Raw genomic sequence first — 18,472 nt, forward strand, 5'->3', positions numbered from 1 at the left:
CTCCGTCCATAAGACGGAGACTTTTTTATTTTTTTACTTATGCTTTTCTCTTGAGCTCTTTCATGCAGGGCGCGCAGATGTTTTTACCCTTGTAATTGGTAACACCCTTGACGTTGCTGCAAAAAATACAGGCCGGTTCATACTTTTTGAGAACGATTGCCGACTCATCGACGTAGATTTCCAATGAGTCCTTCTCGGCAATGTCCAATGTGCGGCGAAGCTCGATCGGGAGAACAATTCGCCCCAGCTCATCGACCTTCCTGACAATCCCCGTTGATTTCATTGTTCCGCTTCCTTTCTACAGAATATTCAATTGTCTTCTCCATTTTACCTAGATTTGTCATAATTAGGATACCACTAATGTCCGTATTTGTCAATCGCTGTCGATTCAATAAATAAAATATTTTATCGTCATTCTTGTGCTATTTTGCGGTGGGACACGTATATATTTTTATATATTGTGTACGAATTTCAAATCGGAGGAAAAAAATGGCACTGGCATGGGTTTGGACAATCATGGTCGTCGTCTCCGTTATTTTTGGAATTTTAACCGGGAAAATTGATGCTGTTGGCACGGCAGCCTTAGACGGCGCTGGCTCTGCCGTGACGCTTGCGATTGGGATTTGCGGTGTCACGTGCCTTTGGACGGGCGTGATGGAAGTTATGCGCCGCAGCGGGCTTGCCGAGCGCTTAAAAATGCTTCTTTTGCCGCTTCTAGGCGGCCTGTTCCCGGCGTCACGCCGTCAGCACGAGACAATGGAAGCCCTTTCGGCGAACGTCTCCGCCAATCTTTTGGGACTTGGAAACGCCGCAACACCTTATGGCATCAACGCAGCCTCGGCAATGGCCAAATTGTCAAAATCAAAAACGGCGACAGACGATCTCTGTACGCTCGTTGTCTTGAATACCGCTTCACTTCAGCTTATTCCGGCCACCGTCGCGGCTGTCCGCGCTGCCGCCGGGGCAGCCCAGCCTTTTGATATTCTTCCGGCCGTCTGGGTTTCATCCGGCACATCCGTCGCCGTCGGGATTATAGCTGTTCAACTTTTTAAAAGAATCTGGAGGGCGTGAGATGGTTGCTGCCCTTGCCGTTCCGGCACTTCTCGGCTTCATAGCCGTTTATGCCCTTTCAAAAAAGATTGACGTTTTCGACGCTTTAACGGACGGCGCGCGCGACGGACTGCACGTCATGATCAAAATCTTTCCCGCTCTCGTCGCCCTGCTGACCGGCGTTTCGATGCTGCGCGCCTCCGGCGCGCTGGAGGCCTTCAGCGCGTTATGCGCGCCGCTTCTTTCCGCTGTCGGTATCCCGCCGGAGACGGTGCCGCTGATGCTTATCCGGCCGCTCAGCGGCAGCGGGGCACTAGCCGTCGGTTCCGAGCTGATTGGGCAATACGGTCCGGATTCAACCGTTGGGCGCACGGCGGCTGTCATGCTCGGCTCCACCGAGACGACGTTTTACGTCATAGCCGTCTATTTCGGTGCCGTCGGCATCAAAAAAACACGCTATGCGATTCCGGCCGCCTTGTGTGCCGACCTCGCCGGTTTTGTAGCGGCAGCCCTCACCGTCCGTTTGCTGTTTCGATGACGAACGACGGCCATATAAGCAGGAAAAAGCGCGGCAGTAACCTGCCGCGCTTTTTTGATAGACATTTTCAATTTTATGCTGCTGCCCTGACGTGAATAACGCATGTCGCCGTCTTACCATCCACCGTGACCTTCAGCGTGGCCGAGCCTTTGCCGGTCGCCGTCACGCGGCCGTTGGGCTGAACCATAATAACGTCGTCGTCGCTACTCTCCCAAGTGGCTGTTTTCCCAGTTGTTACCGGCGTTGTTTTGAATCCGAACAGGAGCGTGTCGCCGACTTTTTCCATCGTCACATCCGTTCTGACATTGCCAAGCCACGTGATTTCAACCTTCGAAATCGCCACGTTGGAGCCGGAAGACGGCGACGTTGAGCCGGATGGCGAGGTGGAGGGTGAAACGCCGGGCGATGTGGAGCTGTCGGGTGTTGCCGATGTATCCGGCGAAGCCGAATCGGAAGGCGACGGTGTGATTGACGTGACATCCTCATTGCTATTAAAAGACGGCATAACAGACGGCGTTGACGCGGTGTTATCTGTGCTGTCCGGCAGGCTTGAAAAAATCAAAACCATAGACGCGGCAAGCAAAACCACAAGCAGAATAACGCCGATGACGAGTTTTGCCCTGGCGTTATCGTCCGTATCGGCATTTTTTCCGCGTTTATTACGCCGCGCACCGCAATACGGGCAGCGGCTGCGGAAACCGGAATAGCGCCGGTCGCATCGTGTGCATTTAACATCGGAAATAACAGCCATTTAAACCCCCCGTTTCTGTTGCTGTATCAGACCAGATAAAAGTTTACAACAACTTTATCTTTTCGTCAACGAATTTCGGCAATATTACAACTTTTGCTTTTTTTCGACGGATGGCTTTGATATATATGGATTGTCGGATATTGTAAAACGCCAGGGCATTTCGCGCGAGGACACCGCATAATCAATACCAATGCGGCTTGATGCTGTCACCGGTACCGCTTTTCTGCCGTATTCGAGATAGAGCGTACCGCTTCGGCAGACATCAGCGCCGTACTGCCCTTTGCCGATATCAAACGCCCGGCAGAGCTTGCCGGGCCCGCTACAGAGCGCCAAACGGTTCTTTGACGCGCGCCTTTCCGCCATGAGTTCTAAACCGGAGACCGGCTCAACGGCCCGGATGAGAACGACCTCCGGCAGACTGGGCGGCCCGGCTGTGAGATTCAGGCAGAAATGAATGCCATAGATCATGTAAATATAGGCATGGCCCTTTTCGCCATACTGGACGGCCGTCCGCGCCGTTTTGCCCTTGTAGCTGTGCGCGGCGTCATCCTTTTCCCCGAGATACGCTTCTGTCTCCACAATGATGCCGGTAACCGTCCCCGCAGGCGTGTGCCGGACGAGCAATTGGCCGAGGAGCGATTGAGCGACCGTCAGCGTATCCTGCTCGTAAAAATCCCTCGGAATAATCATCGCACGTTGCTGACCTGCACAGCTTGAAGGCGCGCGCCGACGGCACGCGCGACCGCATGAAAGCCCGCAATATCGAGCGTTTCGCCACGGATCTTTTCATCAAAGCCGCAATCGGTCACGGCACGTGTCAGCATTTCCTTCGACAGCGTGGAACCGAAGGCGGCCCCAAGGCTGTTGACAAGCGTTTTGCGCCGCTGGGCAAACGAAGCGCGCACAACGCGAAAGAAAAGCCCTTCGTCCTCAATCCCGTCCGGCGGCGACGGTCGCATCTGGAGCCTGACGACCGCGGACGTCACCTTCGGCTGCGGTATAAACGCACCGGGCGGGACGTCAAATAATATCTTGGGCTCGGCGTGGAACTGCGTGAAAACAGTAAACGCGCCGTATTCGGGCGTTGCCGGTTTGGCGCACAGCCGCTGGGCCACTTCCTTCTGCACCATCACAGTAATCGTTTCAAAAATGCCCGCTTCAAAAAGCACCGTCAGCGCCGGTGTTGTAATGTTATATGGCAGGTTCGCGCACACGGCGTACCGGAGATTCGGCATGTTGTTTAAAACAGTTGTTTTAATGTCAAGCTTCAGGATATCGCCGGAGACGACCGTGACGTTCGGGCATGGCGCCAGCGTCTCATTCAGAACGGGCAGAAGCCTTTTGTCGAGCTCGACGGCGACGACGCGGGCAGCACGCCGGCAGAGGGCGTTTGTCAGCGCGCCCACCCCGGGGCCGACCTCCAGAACGCCGAATGACGCGTCCACCCCGGCCCCGTCGGCAATCCGCTCCGGGATCGTGGCATCCGTTAAAAAATTTTGCCCAAGTGCCTTTGAAAAATGAAACCCGTGACGCTCCAGAAGCTTCTTTAGATCTCCGTCGTGATATGACGCCATTTATTCCTCCCGCTCGAGACCAACCGTCTCGCCGATGTGATAGCGCGGGCGCTGCTTGGACTCCAGATACGTACGCCCGACGTATTCGCCCACAAGGCCGAGCGCCGTTAAGATAAGGCCGCCGACACCCCAGACGGAGATCGTGATTATTTTCCAGTTTAACAGCGTATACCCCATGAACAGGCCGACAAGGGAGACGACGAGAAGAACCATCGTCAATAAAAGCAGTAAAAGGCCCGTCACCGTGACGGCCCGGACAGGCTTGAGGCTCAGCGAAAAAACACCGTCTGAAGCCAAGGCCAGCATTTTTTTAAGCGGATATTTGCTCTCCCCGGCAAAACGCTCGCCGCGCGCGTACGACACCGTCGCCGTTTTAAAGCCGAGCATGGGGACGATGCCGCGCAGGAAAAGGTTTTGTTCGCCATATTGGCTCAACGCATCCAGCGCGCGGCGCGACAAAAGTCGGTAATCGGCGTGATTAAAGACGACGCGGCAGCCCATGGCGTGTAAAAGTTTATAATACCCCTCGGCTGTAAAGCGCTTGAAAAAAGTGTCGCTGTCACGCCGGGCGCGCACGCCGTAGACAACGTCACACCCGTCGAGATACGCTTCCACCATCCTGTCGACGGCATCGATATCATCCTGCAAATCAGCGTCCATCGACACGATCATATCTGCCTGCTCCCGCGCCGCCATGAGCCCCGCCAAAAGGGCATTCTGATGGCCGCGGTTACGGCTGAGGGACAAGCCCGCAAAATAGCGGCTGTCGGCAGCGAGCTGCCGAATCATCGGCCATGTTCTGTCGGCAGAGCCGTCATCAACAAATAAAACGCGGCTGTTTTCGGCAATTTTTCCAGATTGAACAAGCGATATCAGCTTGTCTTCCAGGCGTTTGGCCGCCTCTGGGAGAACCATTTCTTCATTATAGCAGGGGACGACGATAAAAAGTCTGTTGTTCACGAGGCACGCTCCCTTTCTTCCGGCGCTGTATGGCTAACGCCTCAAAGCGCCGTGCTGCCCTTCCTGTCCAAGTATACCCATTCTGACGGCCGGATGCAATTATTTTAACCGTCCTGAGCCATTTGGACCGTTTTGGTGCATAACAGACCTGATTATAGGGGAAATATGTTATAAACATGAGTCAATTCGTTCAAAAAAAGATGGACAAAATGTGTTGAAAAGTTGCGGTAATCGTACTACAATGATATGCGATTGCTAACATTATCAATTGGGGGCTTTCTATGAGCAATATTCAAGCTGTTATTCAACTGACCTCGGAGGATGTCATGAACTACAACAAAAAATCGATTACGGATATTGATGTTAAGGGCAAAAAGGTGCTCCTGCGGTGTGATTTCAACATCCCGCTCGATAAGGAGACGGGCGCCATTACCGATGAAGGCCGCATCACCTCCGCCCTTCCGACGATACATTATCTGCTCAGCAACGGCGCCGCCGTTATCGCGTGTTCCCATCTTGGCCGCCCAAAGGGCGAATGGAATATGAAAATGTCTCTGGCCGTTGTCGGCCGCCGCTTATCGGAGCTGTTAGGGAAACCTGTTAAAATGGCGAAGGACGTTATCGGCGACGACGCCAAAAGTCTTGCCGCCAACCTGCGCCCCGGCGAAATTATGCTGCTGGAAAACCTCCGTTTCCATAAAGAGGAGGAGAAAAACGACCCGGCGTTTGCCAAAGCGCTGGCGGATCTGGCCGACATTTATGTTGACGATGCTTTCGGCTCCGTCCACCGCGCGCATGCCTCAACAGAAGGCGTTTCACACTATCTGCCTGCCGTCAGCGGCTTTCTGCTCGCCAAGGAGCTCGAGCATATCGGCGGCGCGCTTAACGACCCGGCGCACCCGTTTGCCGCCATCCTGGGCGGCTCGAAGGTCTCTGATAAACTCGGCGTTATTGTGAGTCTTTTAAATAAGGTGGACACGCTCATCATTGGCGGCGGCATGGCGTTTACGTTTATTCGGGCGCAGGGCGGCAGCATCGGCAATTCGCTCTGTGAAGACGATAAGCTCGACTATGCGCTGGACGTTTTGAGCCGGGCAAAAGCGCTGGGCGTCAAAATCCTGCTGCCGGTCGACGCCGTCGCGGCGGCTAGCATTTCAAACGACGCCGATACCACCGTCGTCAAATGCGGCCATATGCCGGATACGCTAATGGGCCTTGATATCGGGCCTGAAACCGTCCGTCTTTTTTGCGATGAGATCAAAAAATCAAAAACTGTTATTTGGAACGGCCCGATGGGTGTTTTTGAAATCGCCAAATTTGCTGTGGGAACGCACGCCGTCGCTGAGGCGCTGGCCAATTCAGGCGCTGTTTCCATCGTCGGCGGCGGTGACAGCGCCGCGGCCATCCGGAAATTCGGTCTGGAGGACAAGGTTACCCATGTCTCGACAGGCGGTGGAGCAACACTCGAATTTTTGGAGGGGAAAGATCTCCCGGGCATTGCATGTCTACTAAATAAATAGGAAGAAGAAATCCATGAACAGGAAATACCGAAACACCATTCTCGCCGCCAACTGGAAGATGAATATGCTCCCGTCTGCCGTGAAATCGTATGCCGAAGAGCTCAAACTCCTGACTGTGCGCGCCAAGTGGTGTGACATCGTGATCTGTCCGTCGTTCGCTCTCATTCCGGCAGCACAGAAAGCATTTCGGGAAAGCCGGATTGCCCTCGGCGCTCAGAATGTGAGCGAGCACGACGCCGGCGCCTATACGGGCGAAGTCTCCGCCGGGCAGCTGGCCGAGTTAAACCTCCGCTACGTGATTGTCGGCCACAGCGAGCGGCGGCAGTACTTCGGCGAGACGAACAGCGCCGTTAACAAAAAGGTTCATGCAGCCCTCCGAGAAAATCTGCGCCCCATTCTCTGCGTCGGCGAGAGCAGCGACGAACGCGAGGCCGGTGTTACGGCCGACGTTGTGACGCTGCAGATCAAAACAGCGCTTTATGATGTACCGCCGTCTAAAATGCGGCGCATTGTCATCGCTTATGAGCCCATCTGGGCTATTGGAACAGGAAAAAACGCGACGGCCGCCGACGCGGGCGACGTCTGCGCAACGATCCGCGCCGTTATTCGCGGCCTTTACGGCGCGCGGACGGCCAGAGCCGTCTCCATCCTTTACGGCGGCTCGATGAATGACAAAAATGCCGCCGAGCTGCTCGCCCAGCCCGATATCGACGGCGGCCTTGTGGGTGGGGCATCGCTCTCCCCTGCCGCTTTTGCGGCGATGATCGATGCCGCACATCAGGAATAACACGATTTTGAAAGTGCCGCGACAGCGGCGGAGTGTACATCATGAAAATACCAACAACGCTTGTTATTATGGACGGGTACGGACTGGCTCCGGCGAACGGCGGCAACGCCGCCGCCGCGGCATCGACACCCGTCCTTGACCGTCTTTTTATGACATGCCCGAACACGGTTCTCTCCGCCTCGGGGCTCGATGTGGGCCTGCCGGCCGGGCAGATCGGCAACAGCGAAGTCGGCCATACGAATATTGGCGCGGGCCGTGTTGTCTATCAGGACTTAACGCGGATCTCGAAGGATATCGAGGACGGCGGCTTTTATAAAAACGCGGCTTTTCAAGGCGCTGTTGACGCGGTAAAAGCAACGGGCGGGGCGCTCCATCTATTAGGCCTCACATCACCCGGCGGCGTTCACAGCCATATTGAACATCTGTGGGCGTTTTTGGAGCTGGCGCGCCGAAACGGCCTGACGAGGGTTTTCCTGCACTGCTTTATGGACGGCCGTGACACGCTGCCGATGTCGGGCAAGGCGGTTATGGCCGAGGTGACGGAGAAGTGCCGTGCCCTTGGCGTCGGCCGTGTTGCCACTGTGATGGGGCGCTTTTACGCAATGGACCGCGACAACCGCTGGGACCGCGTCGAGGCCGCGTACAACGCCATGGTTTTCGGTGAGGGCATCAATAACGCCGACCCGGTGGCGGCGATACAGAATTCTTATGACGACGGTGTCACCGATGAGTTTATCAAGCCGGTCATTGTCGACAAGGAAGGCCTTGTGAAATCCGGCGATTCGGTGATTTTCATCAATTTCCGCCCGGACAGGGCTCGTGAAATCACCCGTGCTTTTGTCGACCCGGCCTTCAACGCGTTTACACGTAAAAATGGTATCTTCCCGCTCCACTATGTCTGCACGACGCAGTACGACGAGAAAATGCCAAACGTGATAGTTGCCTATCCGCCCGAATCCATTGAAAATACGCTTGGCGAAACGGTGAGCGACCTTGGCCTGACGCAGCTACGCGCCGCGGAGACGGAGAAGTACGCGCATGTGACGTTTTTCTTCAACGGCGGCACAGAGACCGTCTATCCGGGCGAGGATCGCCTTCTTATCCCCTCCCCGAAGCAATTCCCGACGTATGATCTCATTCCGGAGATGAGCGCCTTTGAGCTCACGAAGGAGGTCGTCAAACGGATTAAAAGCGGTGTCTACGATATCGTTATCCTCAACTTCGCCAACTGTGACATGGTCGGCCATACGGGCGTCTTTTCTGCCGCTGTCAAAGCCGTCGAAACGGTCGACACCTGCGTCGGCGAGATCGTCGACGCGACGCGCGAAATGGGCGGCATCTCCATCATCACGGCCGATCACGGTAATGCCGAAGAAATGCTCGACGGCGACGGCATCACCCCGCAGACGGCGCACAGCAAAAACCCCGTGCCGCTGATCCTCGTCGGAGCCGATGTGACGCTCCGCCCCGGCAGGCTCTCCGACATTGCGCCCACAATTTTGGAATTGATGGGTCTTGAAAAACCTGTTCAGATGACTGGCCGGTCACTCATCGTCACCCCATAAGGGCACCATATAGGAGGTAAGGCATATCAAACGTTTGGAGATCACCGGCGTTAAAGGCCGGGAGATTTTAGACTCCCGCGGCAACCCCACCGTTGAGGCGGAGGTAACGCTTGCTGACGGCACCGTTGGCCGGGCGGCCGTCCCATCGGGCGCGTCAACCGGGCTTTTCGAAGCCTGCGAGCTGCGCGACGGCGACACAGGCCGCTATCATGGCAAGGGCGTCTTAAAGGCCGTTTTAAACATCAACACGGAAATCGATATGGCGCTTCGCGGGCAGGACGCCTTACAGCAGACGGCCGTCGACCGGCTGCTGATTGATCTGGATGCCACGCCCAACAAGCAGCGCCTCGGCGCCAACGCCATCCTGGGTGTCTCGCTCGCCTGCGCAAAGGCGGCCGCCCAGTCCCTCCGCCTGCCCCTCTTCCGCTATCTCGGCGGTGCGGACGCGCGATGCCTGCCGGTGCCGATGATGAACGTTTTAAACGGCGGCGCACACGCGACGAACAGCGTTGACATTCAGGAATTTATGATTGTACCCGTTTCGGCTCCCACCTTCCGCGAGGGGCTGCGGATGTGTGCAGAGGTTTTTCACACGCTCCGCAAAGTCGTCCCGTCTTCAGGTGTCGGCGACGAGGGCGGCTATGCGCCCGATCTCAAGGCCGACGAGGATGCGCTCGGCGCTTTGATGACGGCTATCGAGCGCGCCGGATACAAGCCCGGCGAGGATTTCTATATCGCCATGGATCCTGCCGTCTCCGATTGGTTTAACGAAAAGGACGGCCTATATCACTTGCCCAAGCGGGGCACCGTGATGACGCGCGCGGACATGGTGTCCATGTGGGCTGATTTTGCCGCACGGTACCCCATTGTTTCGATTGAAGACGGGATGGCTGAGGAGGACTGGGAGGGCTGGAAAATGATGACCGACGCCCTCGGAAAGAAGCTCCAGCTCGTTGGTGACGACCTTTTTGTCACAAACACGTCCCGGCTTTTAAAGGGTATCGAAAAGGGCGTGACGAATGCCATTCTCATTAAGCTCAATCAAATCGGGACGCTGACGGAGACGTTTGAGGCCGTGCAAACGGCGCAAAGAGCGGGCTTTCGGGCTGTTGTCTCCCACCGCTCCGGCGAGACGGAGGACACGACCATCGCCGACTTTTGCGTTGCCGTTTCCGCCGGTCAGATCAAAACGGGTGCTCCGAGCCGGACGGACAGGGTTTGTAAATATAACCAGCTCCTGCGCATTGAGGAAGCACTTGGACAAGCGGCATATTATCCCGGTAAAAAAGCGTTTGCCTCTCTTTGAGATATTTTTATCAGCACACACCGCCGGTTTGCCGACAAAGGCAGGCCCGGCGGTTTGTTTTTAAGGCGTATTCGGCGGCGCGGCATTGAATTATTGCAGCACAGCGTGTATAATGCAGCTATCATTTTTTATGGAGGTAGGACAATCGATGAAAGTGACAAAAATCCTGGCAGTCATTCTGGCGCTCGGCACGCTTTTCACACTCGCGGCCTGCGGCACCGGTAAAACAGCGCAGACGAACGCAGGCGTCAAGCTCAAGGTTTTGGATACGGCTTATGTTTCGGAGGATTACGCCATCTGCGTTGCCAAGGAGAACACCGACCTGCTCTTTAAGATCAATACGGCGCTCGGCGAGCTGATTGACAACGGCACGGTGAAAAAAATCGTGGACAATTATATCAGCAACGTTCCCGACAACCTGACCTTCCAGCAGAACACCGACGGCATGCCTGTTTTGAAAATGGCGACAAACGCCACCTTCCCGCCGTATGAGTTTATGCAAGACAACAAAATCGTCGGTATCGACGCCGATATCGCCGCCGCCATCGCTGACAAGCTCGGCATGAAGCTCGTGATTCAGGATATGGAATTTGATTCGATCATCTCGTCTGTTGCCACCGGCAAGTCTGACATCGGCATGGCTGGTTTGACCGTGACGCCCGACCGTGAGGAAAGCGTCGCGTTCTCCCTATCATACGCCACGGGCGTCCAGTCCATCATCGTCCCTGAAAACTCCCCCATTACGTCCGTTGACGCCCTCGCGGCCGACGGCGCGACATATACCATCGGCGTTCAGCAGAACACGACGGGTGACCTCTACGCCACCGATCAATTCGGTGCTGAGCGCGTGCGCCAGTATAACAGCGGCGCTGATGCCGTTTCTGCCCTTGTCACCGGCAAAATCGATTGCGTCATCATCGACAACGAGCCCGCCAAGGCCTTTGTTGCGGCTAATAATAAATAATTGACGTCATTGAGCGGAATAGGGACGGTGAACCGTGTCCTATTCCGCTTCATTTCTAAGGAGGACGAGGCTTTGTCCGCTTGGCTTGACAGCGTGAAGGCTGACTTTTACTTAAACTTCATCAAGGAAAACAGATGGCAGCTGATGGCTAAAGGCCTTGTCGTCACATTGGAAATCACATTCGGCGCGCTTGTTTTGGGAATTGTGATCGGCATTGTGATCTCGATCATCCGCGCCACGCACGACAAGACGATTGAGACGATGCGCCCCAGCCTTGGCAAAGCAGCACTCAAATTGTTCAACGCCGTCAGTAAAATTTATCTGACGCTCTTTCGCGGGACGCCCGTTGTCGTTCAACTGCTGATTTTCTATTTCATTATTTTTTCAGCATCCGACAATGGTGTTATGATCGCAATTTTGACATTCGGCATTAATTCCGGCGCCTACGTTGCGGAGATTTTCCGCGGCGGTATCATGTCTATTGACCGCGGCCAGATGGAGGCCGGGCGCAGCCTCGGCTTTAACTACGTTCAGACGATGTGGCACATTATTATTCCGCAGGCCTTTAAAAATGTTTTGCCGCCGCTGGCGAGCGAATTTATCACGCTGCTGAAAGAGACGTCGGTTGCCGGTTATATCGCCATCCGCGATATCACAAAGGCCGCCATCACCATTCGCGGCGCGACGTATTCTCCGTTCATGCCACTTATTGCCCTGGCGCTTATCTATCTCATCCTCGTTATGTTCTTTACATGGCTTGTCGGCATTCTGGAAAGGAGGCTTCGCAGCAGTGATCACTGAACCGATCATCAAGGTTGAAGGCCTTCAAAAATATTTCAAGGGCGGGGACATCAAAGCCCTCGACGGCATCAGTGCCGAGGTCAGGCGCGGCGAGGTCGTCGTCGTCATTGGCCCGTCCGGCAGCGGTAAATCGACCTTTTTGCGCTGTCTGAATCTTTTAGAGGTGCCAACAGGCGGTACGATTTTCTTTGAGGGTACCGACATCACCGACCATAAAACGGATATCAACCGCCACCGCCGGAAAATGGGGATGGTGTTTCAGCATTTTAATCTCTTCCCGCATATGACCGTTTTAAAAAACATGACGCTCGCGCCGATCACGCTGCTGAAAAAACCAAAGGCTGAAGCGGACGCACAGGCGCTGGCGCTTTTACGCCGCGTTGGGCTGGAGGACAGAGCTCTGGCATATCCCGACCAGCTCTCCGGCGGCCAGAAGCAGCGCATCGCCATTGTCCGCGCCTTGTGCATGGATCCGGACGTCATGCTGTTTGACGAGCCAACGAGCGCCTTAGACCCCGAAATGGTCGGCGAGGTGCTCGACGTGATGAAGGGCTTAGCGCGCGAGGGGATGACCATGGTCGTCGTCACGCATGAGATGGGTTTTGCCCGCGAGGTCTCATCACGTGTTATTTTTATGGACGGCGGTAAAATTGTTGAGGAGAATACGCCGGAGGTTCTTTTCAGCAACCCGGAGAGCGAGCGCCTGAAGGCTTTTCTGGCAAAGGTCCTATAAGAGCAAGACAAATAAAAGCCCGGCCGTCGCATGTTGCGGCGGCCGGGCTTTTTTGCGTCGTCTTATTTATAGGGCACGGCACTGTCCGGGTCAACGGGGAGAAGGTCGCCCTTGTTATACAGGAAATGGCCGGACTCATACGGCCCGCCATTGATTGTAACGGCAACCTTGTCAGTTTGGAAGTAGCTGCCGACGGTGTCGGCTACACTGGCAAGGATGAGCCCCTCAAGCGTTGAACCGGCGTTCATCCCGGTTATAAATGTTTTGGAAAAGTCAATGGTGGCAACACCGGTTGCCGGGTCAAACGTCAGGCTTTTAATGGCGGCATCTGTAGACATGACGGGCGTGAGGCTGCTGCCGGTCGGGACGTGCTTGAATTCGTACTCAAGCTTGGTTTTGATATCATCTCCCGTCTGCAGCGAGATGCTTTTATCGACATATTTGACCTTTTCACCTGCAAAATCAGGATAATAAACACGCAGGTTGACTGTCAGCGGGCTGCCCGTTTCAACCGACTTCAAAGCGCTCGTAATGGGGTTTGCGGGGTCACTGTTTGATATAAATTCACGTTTAATCAGGCCAATATCACGGGCGTAATACTCTTTTACGGTCGTATCGGCGCTCTTTGTCGTCACTTCGACGGCCTTGAACGTGCCGTAAGGCACCGTGACGGATAGATCCGTTGCTGTTATGGCGCGCGTGTCGCCGTCCGGCAGCGTCCAGGACGTGCCGGGAATAATCGGCTCCATCAGAATCGTTTCATCCATCTCCCGCTTGTCGGTATAGTCATAGCGGTAGTACGTCTCCCCCTGCGAGAAAACTTTCTTCAAAGCGCCGTCATCAATAAGATAGACGGCGACGGACTCTGTCCCACCGTTATTCGTCCGAACCTGATAGGCGCCGTTATTGACATAATCAACCCACGATTCAAAGCCCGCGTATTCGTTGCCCGTCCCTTCATATGTCATATGAACATTTGATGTGAAGGGAAAATAGTCCTTAACCGTTGCGTCTGACGTTGAGGGTGAGGGCGAGGCTGTGCCGGTCGGCGTGGGCTGGCCCTTTTTACCGAAGGGCAGGCAGCCGGCCGCCGTGATGACAAGTGCCATAATGAGGAGCGCTGCTGCAATTTTTTTCATCATAATCCTCCGTTTTGTTGATATTCATCCATGAATTCACTGTCTAATTTATACAGGATGAGTTTTTGCATTTTTGAGGCAAAATAACACCAAACTTCAAACAACGAGGGGACATATGGAAAAGAAACGAAAAGGCATATCCGCCGGGCATCTGACGATGCTGGCGCTTGGGACGGTCATCGGGGGATCGTTCTTTTTAGGGTCTTCTGTCGCCATCAACGCCGCAGGCCCGTCAATTATTCTGTCATATATATTCGGCGGGGTACTCGTCTATTACATTCTCTATGCTTTGTCGGAGATGACGGTTGCCTACCCGGATTACGGCGGCTTTAAAACATTTGCCACGAAAGCCTTTGGCGAGCGGACGGGTTTTGTTGTCGGCTGGATTTATTGGACGGGTATGGCCCTTGGTATGTCCAGCGAAGCAACAGCCGCCGCCATTTTGCTGCGCCAGTGGGTACCGAGCCTGCCGATTTCACTGTTGGGCGGCGGGATCATTGTGCTTGTCACACTCGTTAATCTGATCGGGGCGGTGCGCCTGTCTAAGCTCGAGAGCGGACTTGCCGGGATTAAGGTCGCGGCTGTCGCCGTGTTTATTCTGATGGCACTGCTGCTCGTCACCGGCGTTCTTTTTGGCAGGCCAGCTGTCGGGATCGGGGCTGTCGCGAACGAGCCGTTTGCCCCCGGGGGGCTCGGCGGCCTTTTGGGCAGCATGCTCATCGTGATGTTTTCTTACAGCGGATTTGAGGTTATTGCCCTTGCCGGAGGCGATGTCACGGATATTCACAAAACAATCCCGCGGGCAATTCGGTATACGGTTTTAAGCCTTGTAAGTCTCTTTATCCTATATATCGCCTTTCTCCTGCCGCTCATCCCGACGGCGCAGCTGAACGAAAATACGAGTGCCATCGTCCAATCGCTCAGTAGCCACGGCATCGGCTGGATCGGCACCGTCATCACCGCCGTCGTCATTTCAGCCATTATCTCAACCATGATGGCTACCATTTACGGCCTAGGGCGGATGATGCGCTCGCTCACCGATGACGGGCACGCCCCGCACTGGCTGAAGGATGAGACGCCTGTGCCGTTTCGCGGTATCCTCGCGACCGGTGTGGGAATGCTTTTGGCTTTGGGTCTGGGCCTGTTGTTCCCGCGCGTTTACCTCTTCCTTTTAAGTTCCGGCGGGTTTGCCATCTTGTTCGTCTACGCGGCAATTATGGCCTCCCACCTGCGCTTGCGTCGCCGATTCGGCTGCCCCCCGGACGGCAGATGCCAGCTGCGCGGCTTTCCCTTCACGTCCGGCTTTGTTCTGGCGGCGCTCATCGTCGCCATCCTCTGCATGCCGTTTGTCAAAGGGCAAAGCGACGGCCTCATCGTCGGCCTTCTTTTCGTCGTCTTCTTTGAGGCGTGTTATTCGTTTTTAAAATTTTATCGCCGCCACGGCCGCTACAAGGTCATTGTTCCGCCCTTTCAAAAAACCGGGCTCTCGGCTGAGTTTTCTGAGGAGCTTGCCGACATGGACAAAAAAGACGACGGCGACAAGAAATAGGTTACCGGCCGAGCGCCCGGGCGACCTTCATCATGACGGCACATTCGATGCGTTTTTTGAAAAGGCGGCAGCCGTCCTCGTAAACGCCTTCAATCGACCCAGACGCATGATAGGCGTTGGCCGCGCAGCCGCCGGAGCAGTAAAGCCGCGCCCAGCAAGCCTGGCACGCCTCGCGCGTATAGGCGTTGCAGCGCGCGAAGGCTTCGCGCTTTTGGTCATTTTTGATACCGCGCCAAATGTCGCCCAAAACGTAATCCTTATCGCCGACAAACTGGTGGCAGGGGTAAAGCGTGCCTTCCGGCGTGACGGCGGCGTATTCCGTTCCGGCACCGCAGCCCGAAATGCGCTTATATATGCACGGCCCGCCGTTTAAGTCCAGAAGGAAATGATAAAACGTAAAGCCGCAGCCTTCTTGATCCCGCCGGAGCATCTCGTACGCGAGCGCCTCGTATTGCTCGAGAAGTACGGGCATATCATTCTCCGTCAGAGCGATGGCGTCCTCCTGCTTTGAGACGACAGGCTCCATGGACAGTTCCGAAAAGCCGAGGTTCGCCATGTGCAGAATATCTTTCGTGAAATCTGTATTGTCATGCGTGAACGTGCCACGGATATAGTAATTTTTGTTGCCGCGCTCCTTGACGAAGCGCTGAAATTTCGGCACAACGGTGTCATAGCTGCCGCCGCCGTCCGGGCTCTTGCGGAAGCGGTCGTGCGTCTCTTTTCGGCCGTCTAGGCTTAAAACAACATTGTGCATCTCCCTGTTGCAGAAGTCGATGACATCGTCGTCAATCAAAACACCATTTGTCGTCAGCGTAAAGCGAAAGTTTTTCCCCGCGACTTGTTCAAGGCTGCGGGCGTAGGCGACAATTTGCTTGACGACGTCCCAGTTCAAAAGCGGCTCGCCGCCAAAGAAGTCAACCTCCAAATTGCGCCGCGCCCCAGACTGTTCCACCAGAAAGTCGATCGCCCGTTTGCCGACGTTAAAATTCATGAGCGCACTTGCGCCGTGATAGCGCCCCGCTCCGGCGAAGCAGTAGGCACAGGCGAGGTTGCACGCGTGCGATACGTGCAGGCACAAAGCTTTGATAACACTTTTTTTCGTTGTCAGGTTTTCGGCTAGTGCCTTGTATGTATCCGGCGAAAAAAGCTTGCCCGCGTTTTTGAGCGCGTCGACAGCTGACAGCGCCTCCAAAACATCTGCCTTTGTCGTGTCTCCCGTGTATTTGTCACACAGGGTGCTGACGAGGTCTTCCCTATTTGCTGTTTCATAAAGGCCGATGAGGTCATAGACGAGCGCGTCGACAACGTGGACGGCACCACTGTATACGTCGATAACGATATTATAGCCGTTGAGCTGAAATTGATGAATCATGTGAACTCCGAATATTTATCTGATAAAAACGCAATGCCGTTTATCTCCGAAAGGCGAAAAACGGCAGCATTTTTGTTTATGGACGCGTTTAGTTCCTGTCGCTGTTTTCACACGGCTGATTGGCAACGCCGCAGGAGGTTTTACAGGCCGACTGGCAAGACGTCTGGCACTCGCCGCAACCGCCGCTCACGGCGCTTTCAACGAGGTCACGCGTTTCAATGGTGATAATTCTTTCCATGATACATTCTCCCCACTAAGATTTTCTTTAAATACCATAACATTTTTTCCCCATCCTGTCAACGGCGAGGTCAAAAAGGAGGCCCCGCCGAAAAGGCAGGGCCAAGTGAAGATAACATCCTTGATTTGCTGATACAATCATATCAGATTCGACGTTTTCCGTCAAAGGCAAGTGCTGGGAATCTCAAGGCAGCAGAGGCGTTCCGGCGCGCTGCCGCGCGTGCTTTTTAAGCTGACGCCGCTTTTTAGAAGATATTGGAGCCGACGGACAGCGTCTATACCGATCTTCTCCCCGGGGACAAGAATCGGAACACCCGGCGGGTACGCCCAGACGTACTCGAGGCAAACCGCCCCGGCAGCGGCTTCGAGTGGGATAAAGGCGCCCGTTTTATCCTCGGCCTCGCGGGTGGACAGGACGCGCTCCGGCAGCGTGAAGGCGGCGGGGGCAGCAATTGGCGCCTGCTGTGTTTCAAGCTCGCGGTCGATCTCCAGTAGCGCTCCTGCGAAAATCTCAAACGACTCACGGCTGTCGCAGACGCTCGTCATGGCGAGCACACCACCGGGATATGCCATCTCCAGTTCGATTCGATACTTGTCACGCAAAATAGCAAAAAGAGACGGGCCGGTGAGCGCTGTCCCGCGCGTGGACACAACGATTTTGCCGGGGTCAAACACGAAAAAGGCGGCGTGTGCTGAGAGCGCGTCGCGCCCGTGACAGACGACGGCGAGCTTTTTTAGATCTTTGACCGCCGCGTCAAACGCCCGGAGATTGGCGGCATAAGCTTCAAAAAGCGCTTGTCGCTGCGCTGCCATCTCCCGGATACTGAAGTCAATGGAGGACAGCAGGACATACGACGGGCTCGACGTCTGAAAGACGGCGAGGGCGCGCCGGAGCCGCTGCGCGTCAACGCGCGTTCCGGTGCGGCATAAAAGCGCCCCCGGCGTCAGCGCGAAAAGCGTTTTGTGCAGGCTCATCACAACGAGGTCGGCCCCAGACGCCACGGCATTATCGGGAAACGCCTCGTGAAAGCCGAGATGCGCGCCGTGGGCCGCGTCAACAAGCACAGGGACAAAATGGCGATGTGCCGTTTCGACAATTGCCGGAAGGTCACTGACGACGCCCTCGTACGTCGGCGACGTGACGATGACGAGCGATGCCAAGGGGTATTGTTGAAGGGCCTCTTCAACCTGTTCCGGCCGGATGCTGCCGAAGAGGCCCGTTACGTCGTCCGTCTCCGGCAGGAGGAAGACAGGGCTTATATCGTTTAAATCAAGGGCGTTATAAACAGACTGATGGCAGTTGCGCGCCATTATCACCGTGCCGCCAGCCCGGACGGCGGCGCGCACAGCGGCAAGAATGCCGCCGGTCGCGCCGTTCACAAGCAAAAACGCCTCGTCGGCGCCGTAGAGCGCTGCGGCTGTGTCGGCCGTGTCTTTTAAGACGCCGGTCATATCCTGCAAATTGTCAAAGCCGGTGATTTCCGTGATGTCAAGGCTATACGGCAGTTTATCACCCAGCAGCTTCGTGTTTCTTTTGTGGCCCGGCATATGCAGCGGCACAGCGCCATTTTTGTGATATTCAGAAAGCAACTCGTAGAGCATTTGGCACCTCCCCGGCATATGCAG

19 protein-coding genes and 1 pseudogene are annotated in these 18,472 nt (G+C 55.3%); 11 read left to right on the plus strand and 9 right to left on the minus strand.

Annotated features, from left to right (window positions below):
• Positions 1-37: 37 nt before the first annotated feature.
• Positions 38-283 (minus strand): AbrB/MazE/SpoVT family DNA-binding domain-containing protein, encoded by a 246-nt coding sequence (locus IZU99_07800; GenBank protein UOO37163.1) that lies wholly within the window; start codon positions 281-283, stop codon positions 38-40.
• A 206-nt stretch (positions 284-489) separates the two neighbouring features.
• Here IZU99_07800 and IZU99_07805 point away from each other — a divergent pair, with 206 nt between their 5' ends.
• Positions 490-1,071 (plus strand): spore maturation protein A, encoded by a 582-nt coding sequence (locus tag IZU99_07805; protein UOO37164.1) that lies wholly within the window; start codon positions 490-492, stop codon positions 1,069-1,071.
• Position 1,072: 1 nt separating this feature from the next.
• Positions 1,073-1,588, plus strand: a complete 516-nt coding sequence (locus IZU99_07810; GenBank protein UOO37165.1) for a spore maturation protein — start codon at positions 1,073-1,075, stop codon at positions 1,586-1,588.
• A gap of 73 nt (positions 1,589-1,661) precedes the next feature.
• On the opposite strand, the gene IZU99_07815 is transcribed toward IZU99_07810, so the two are convergent.
• The 4 genes from IZU99_07815 to IZU99_07830 all read right to left on the minus strand — a co-directional run bounded on the left by IZU99_07815 (position 1,662) and on the right by IZU99_07830 (position 4,873).
• Positions 1,662-2,339 carry an Ig-like domain-containing protein gene (locus IZU99_07815; protein ID UOO37166.1) on the minus strand — a complete coding sequence of 226 codons (678 nt, stop codon included), beginning with the start codon at positions 2,337-2,339 and terminating at the stop codon, positions 1,662-1,664.
• Between the two features lie 84 nt (positions 2,340-2,423).
• Complete coding sequence (locus tag IZU99_07820; GenBank protein UOO37167.1) at positions 2,424-3,029, minus strand: DNA-3-methyladenine glycosylase; 606 nt, start codon at positions 3,027-3,029, stop codon at positions 2,424-2,426.
• Positions 3,026-3,913, minus strand: a complete 888-nt coding sequence (gene rsmA / locus IZU99_07825) for a 16S rRNA (adenine(1518)-N(6)/adenine(1519)-N(6))-dimethyltransferase RsmA (GenBank protein ID UOO37168.1) — start codon at positions 3,911-3,913, stop codon at positions 3,026-3,028. The genes IZU99_07820 and rsmA overlap by 4 nt, the downstream gene beginning before the upstream one ends.
• Positions 3,914-4,873, minus strand: coding sequence for a glycosyltransferase family 2 protein (locus IZU99_07830; protein UOO37169.1), 960 nt, complete (start codon positions 4,871-4,873; stop codon positions 3,914-3,916). It lies immediately after the preceding gene.
• Between the two features lie 326 nt (positions 4,874-5,199).
• Between IZU99_07830 and IZU99_07835 the strand changes: the two genes are divergently transcribed.
• The 8 genes and pseudogenes from IZU99_07835 (at position 5,200) to IZU99_07870 (ending at position 12,549) form a co-directional block, all read left to right on the plus strand.
• Complete coding sequence (locus IZU99_07835) at positions 5,200-6,393, plus strand: phosphoglycerate kinase (protein UOO38790.1); 1,194 nt, start codon at positions 5,200-5,202, stop codon at positions 6,391-6,393.
• A 13-nt stretch (positions 6,394-6,406) separates the two neighbouring features.
• Positions 6,407-7,180: a triose-phosphate isomerase gene (locus tag IZU99_07840; protein ID UOO37170.1), complete on the plus strand. Its 774-nt coding sequence runs from the start codon at positions 6,407-6,409 to the stop codon at positions 7,178-7,180.
• Positions 7,181-7,221: 41 nt separating this feature from the next.
• Positions 7,222-8,745 (plus strand): 2,3-bisphosphoglycerate-independent phosphoglycerate mutase, encoded by a 1,524-nt coding sequence (locus IZU99_07845; protein ID UOO37171.1) that lies wholly within the window; start codon positions 7,222-7,224, stop codon positions 8,743-8,745.
• Positions 8,746-8,770: 25 nt separating this feature from the next.
• Positions 8,771-10,051 carry a phosphopyruvate hydratase gene (eno, locus tag IZU99_07850; protein UOO38791.1) on the plus strand — a complete coding sequence of 427 codons (1,281 nt, stop codon included), beginning with the start codon at positions 8,771-8,773 and terminating at the stop codon, positions 10,049-10,051.
• 112 nt (positions 10,052-10,163) lie between these two features.
• Positions 10,164-10,451: pseudogene (locus IZU99_07855) on the plus strand (transporter substrate-binding domain-containing protein).
• Between the two features lie 45 nt (positions 10,452-10,496).
• Positions 10,497-11,015, plus strand: a complete 519-nt coding sequence (locus IZU99_07860) for an amino acid ABC transporter substrate-binding protein (GenBank protein UOO38792.1) — start codon at positions 10,497-10,499, stop codon at positions 11,013-11,015.
• A gap of 144 nt (positions 11,016-11,159) precedes the next feature.
• Entirely contained in the window at positions 11,160-11,816 is a 657-nt protein-coding gene (locus IZU99_07865; protein UOO38794.1) for an amino acid ABC transporter permease, read from the plus strand.
• Positions 11,817-11,820: 4 nt separating this feature from the next.
• Positions 11,821-12,549 (plus strand): amino acid ABC transporter ATP-binding protein, encoded by a 729-nt coding sequence (locus IZU99_07870; GenBank protein UOO38793.1) that lies wholly within the window; start codon positions 11,821-11,823, stop codon positions 12,547-12,549.
• A gap of 62 nt (positions 12,550-12,611) precedes the next feature.
• On the opposite strand, the gene IZU99_07875 is transcribed toward IZU99_07870, so the two are convergent.
• The gene (locus IZU99_07875) at positions 12,612-13,688 is read right to left on the minus strand and encodes a GerMN domain-containing protein (GenBank protein ID UOO37172.1); all 1,077 of its coding nucleotides are present in this window, start codon (positions 13,686-13,688) and stop codon (positions 12,612-12,614) included.
• Between the two features lie 115 nt (positions 13,689-13,803).
• Here IZU99_07875 and IZU99_07880 point away from each other — a divergent pair, with 115 nt between their 5' ends.
• The gene (locus IZU99_07880; GenBank protein UOO37173.1) at positions 13,804-15,237 is read left to right on the plus strand and encodes an amino acid permease; all 1,434 of its coding nucleotides are present in this window, start codon (positions 13,804-13,806) and stop codon (positions 15,235-15,237) included.
• A gap of 1 nt (position 15,238) precedes the next feature.
• On the opposite strand, the gene scfB is transcribed toward IZU99_07880, so the two are convergent.
• The 3 genes from scfB to IZU99_07895 all read right to left on the minus strand — a co-directional run bounded on the left by scfB (position 15,239) and on the right by IZU99_07895 (position 18,448).
• Complete coding sequence (gene scfB, locus IZU99_07885) at positions 15,239-16,609, minus strand: thioether cross-link-forming SCIFF peptide maturase (GenBank protein ID UOO37174.1); 1,371 nt, start codon at positions 16,607-16,609, stop codon at positions 15,239-15,241.
• Positions 16,610-16,697: 88 nt separating this feature from the next.
• Complete coding sequence (scfA, locus tag IZU99_07890) at positions 16,698-16,847, minus strand: six-cysteine ranthipeptide SCIFF (GenBank protein ID UOO37175.1); 150 nt, start codon at positions 16,845-16,847, stop codon at positions 16,698-16,700.
• Between the two features lie 161 nt (positions 16,848-17,008).
• A complete protein-coding gene (locus IZU99_07895; GenBank protein UOO37176.1) occupies positions 17,009-18,448 on the minus strand; it encodes an aminotransferase class I/II-fold pyridoxal phosphate-dependent enzyme in 1,440 nt (479 codons plus the stop codon).
• Between the last annotated feature and the right edge of the window lie 24 nt (positions 18,449-18,472).

It is taken from the genome of Oscillospiraceae bacterium CM, assembly GCA_022870705.1.
Taxonomy (GTDB): Bacteria; Bacillota; Clostridia; order Oscillospirales; family Oscillospiraceae; genus Sporobacter.

Bases quoted from the DNA above. Each gene is read 5' to 3' on its own strand.
- IZU99_07880 (UOO37173.1), top strand. From the start codon at position 13,804: ATGGAAAAGAAACGAAAAGGCATATCCGCCGGGCATCTGACGATGCTG.
- IZU99_07860 (UOO38792.1), top strand. From the start codon at position 10,497: ATGCCTGTTTTGAAAATGGCGACAAACGCCACCTTCCCGCCGTATGAG.
- rsmA (UOO37168.1), bottom strand. From the start codon at position 3,913: ATGGCGTCATATCACGACGGAGATCTAAAGAAGCTTCTGGAGCGTCAC.
- scfA (UOO37175.1), bottom strand. From the start codon at position 16,847: ATGGAAAGAATTATCACCATTGAAACGCGTGACCTCGTTGAAAGCGCC.
- IZU99_07800 (UOO37163.1), bottom strand. From the start codon at position 283: ATGAAATCAACGGGGATTGTCAGGAAGGTCGATGAGCTGGGGCGAATT.
- IZU99_07840 (UOO37170.1), top strand. From the start codon at position 6,407: ATGAACAGGAAATACCGAAACACCATTCTCGCCGCCAACTGGAAGATG.
- IZU99_07835 (UOO38790.1), top strand. From the start codon at position 5,200: ATGAACTACAACAAAAAATCGATTACGGATATTGATGTTAAGGGCAAA.
- IZU99_07875 (UOO37172.1), bottom strand. From the start codon at position 13,688: ATGAAAAAAATTGCAGCAGCGCTCCTCATTATGGCACTTGTCATCACG.
- IZU99_07895 (UOO37176.1), bottom strand. From the start codon at position 18,448: ATGCTCTACGAGTTGCTTTCTGAATATCACAAAAATGGCGCTGTGCCG.
- IZU99_07810 (UOO37165.1), top strand. From the start codon at position 1,073: ATGGTTGCTGCCCTTGCCGTTCCGGCACTTCTCGGCTTCATAGCCGTT.
- IZU99_07865 (UOO38794.1), top strand. From the start codon at position 11,160: ATGGCTAAAGGCCTTGTCGTCACATTGGAAATCACATTCGGCGCGCTT.
- IZU99_07820 (UOO37167.1), bottom strand. From the start codon at position 3,029: ATGATTATTCCGAGGGATTTTTACGAGCAGGATACGCTGACGGTCGCT.
- IZU99_07815 (UOO37166.1), bottom strand. From the start codon at position 2,339: ATGGCTGTTATTTCCGATGTTAAATGCACACGATGCGACCGGCGCTAT.
- IZU99_07805 (UOO37164.1), top strand. From the start codon at position 490: ATGGCACTGGCATGGGTTTGGACAATCATGGTCGTCGTCTCCGTTATT.
- scfB (UOO37174.1), bottom strand. From the start codon at position 16,609: ATGATTCATCAATTTCAGCTCAACGGCTATAATATCGTTATCGACGTA.
- IZU99_07845 (UOO37171.1), top strand. From the start codon at position 7,222: ATGAAAATACCAACAACGCTTGTTATTATGGACGGGTACGGACTGGCT.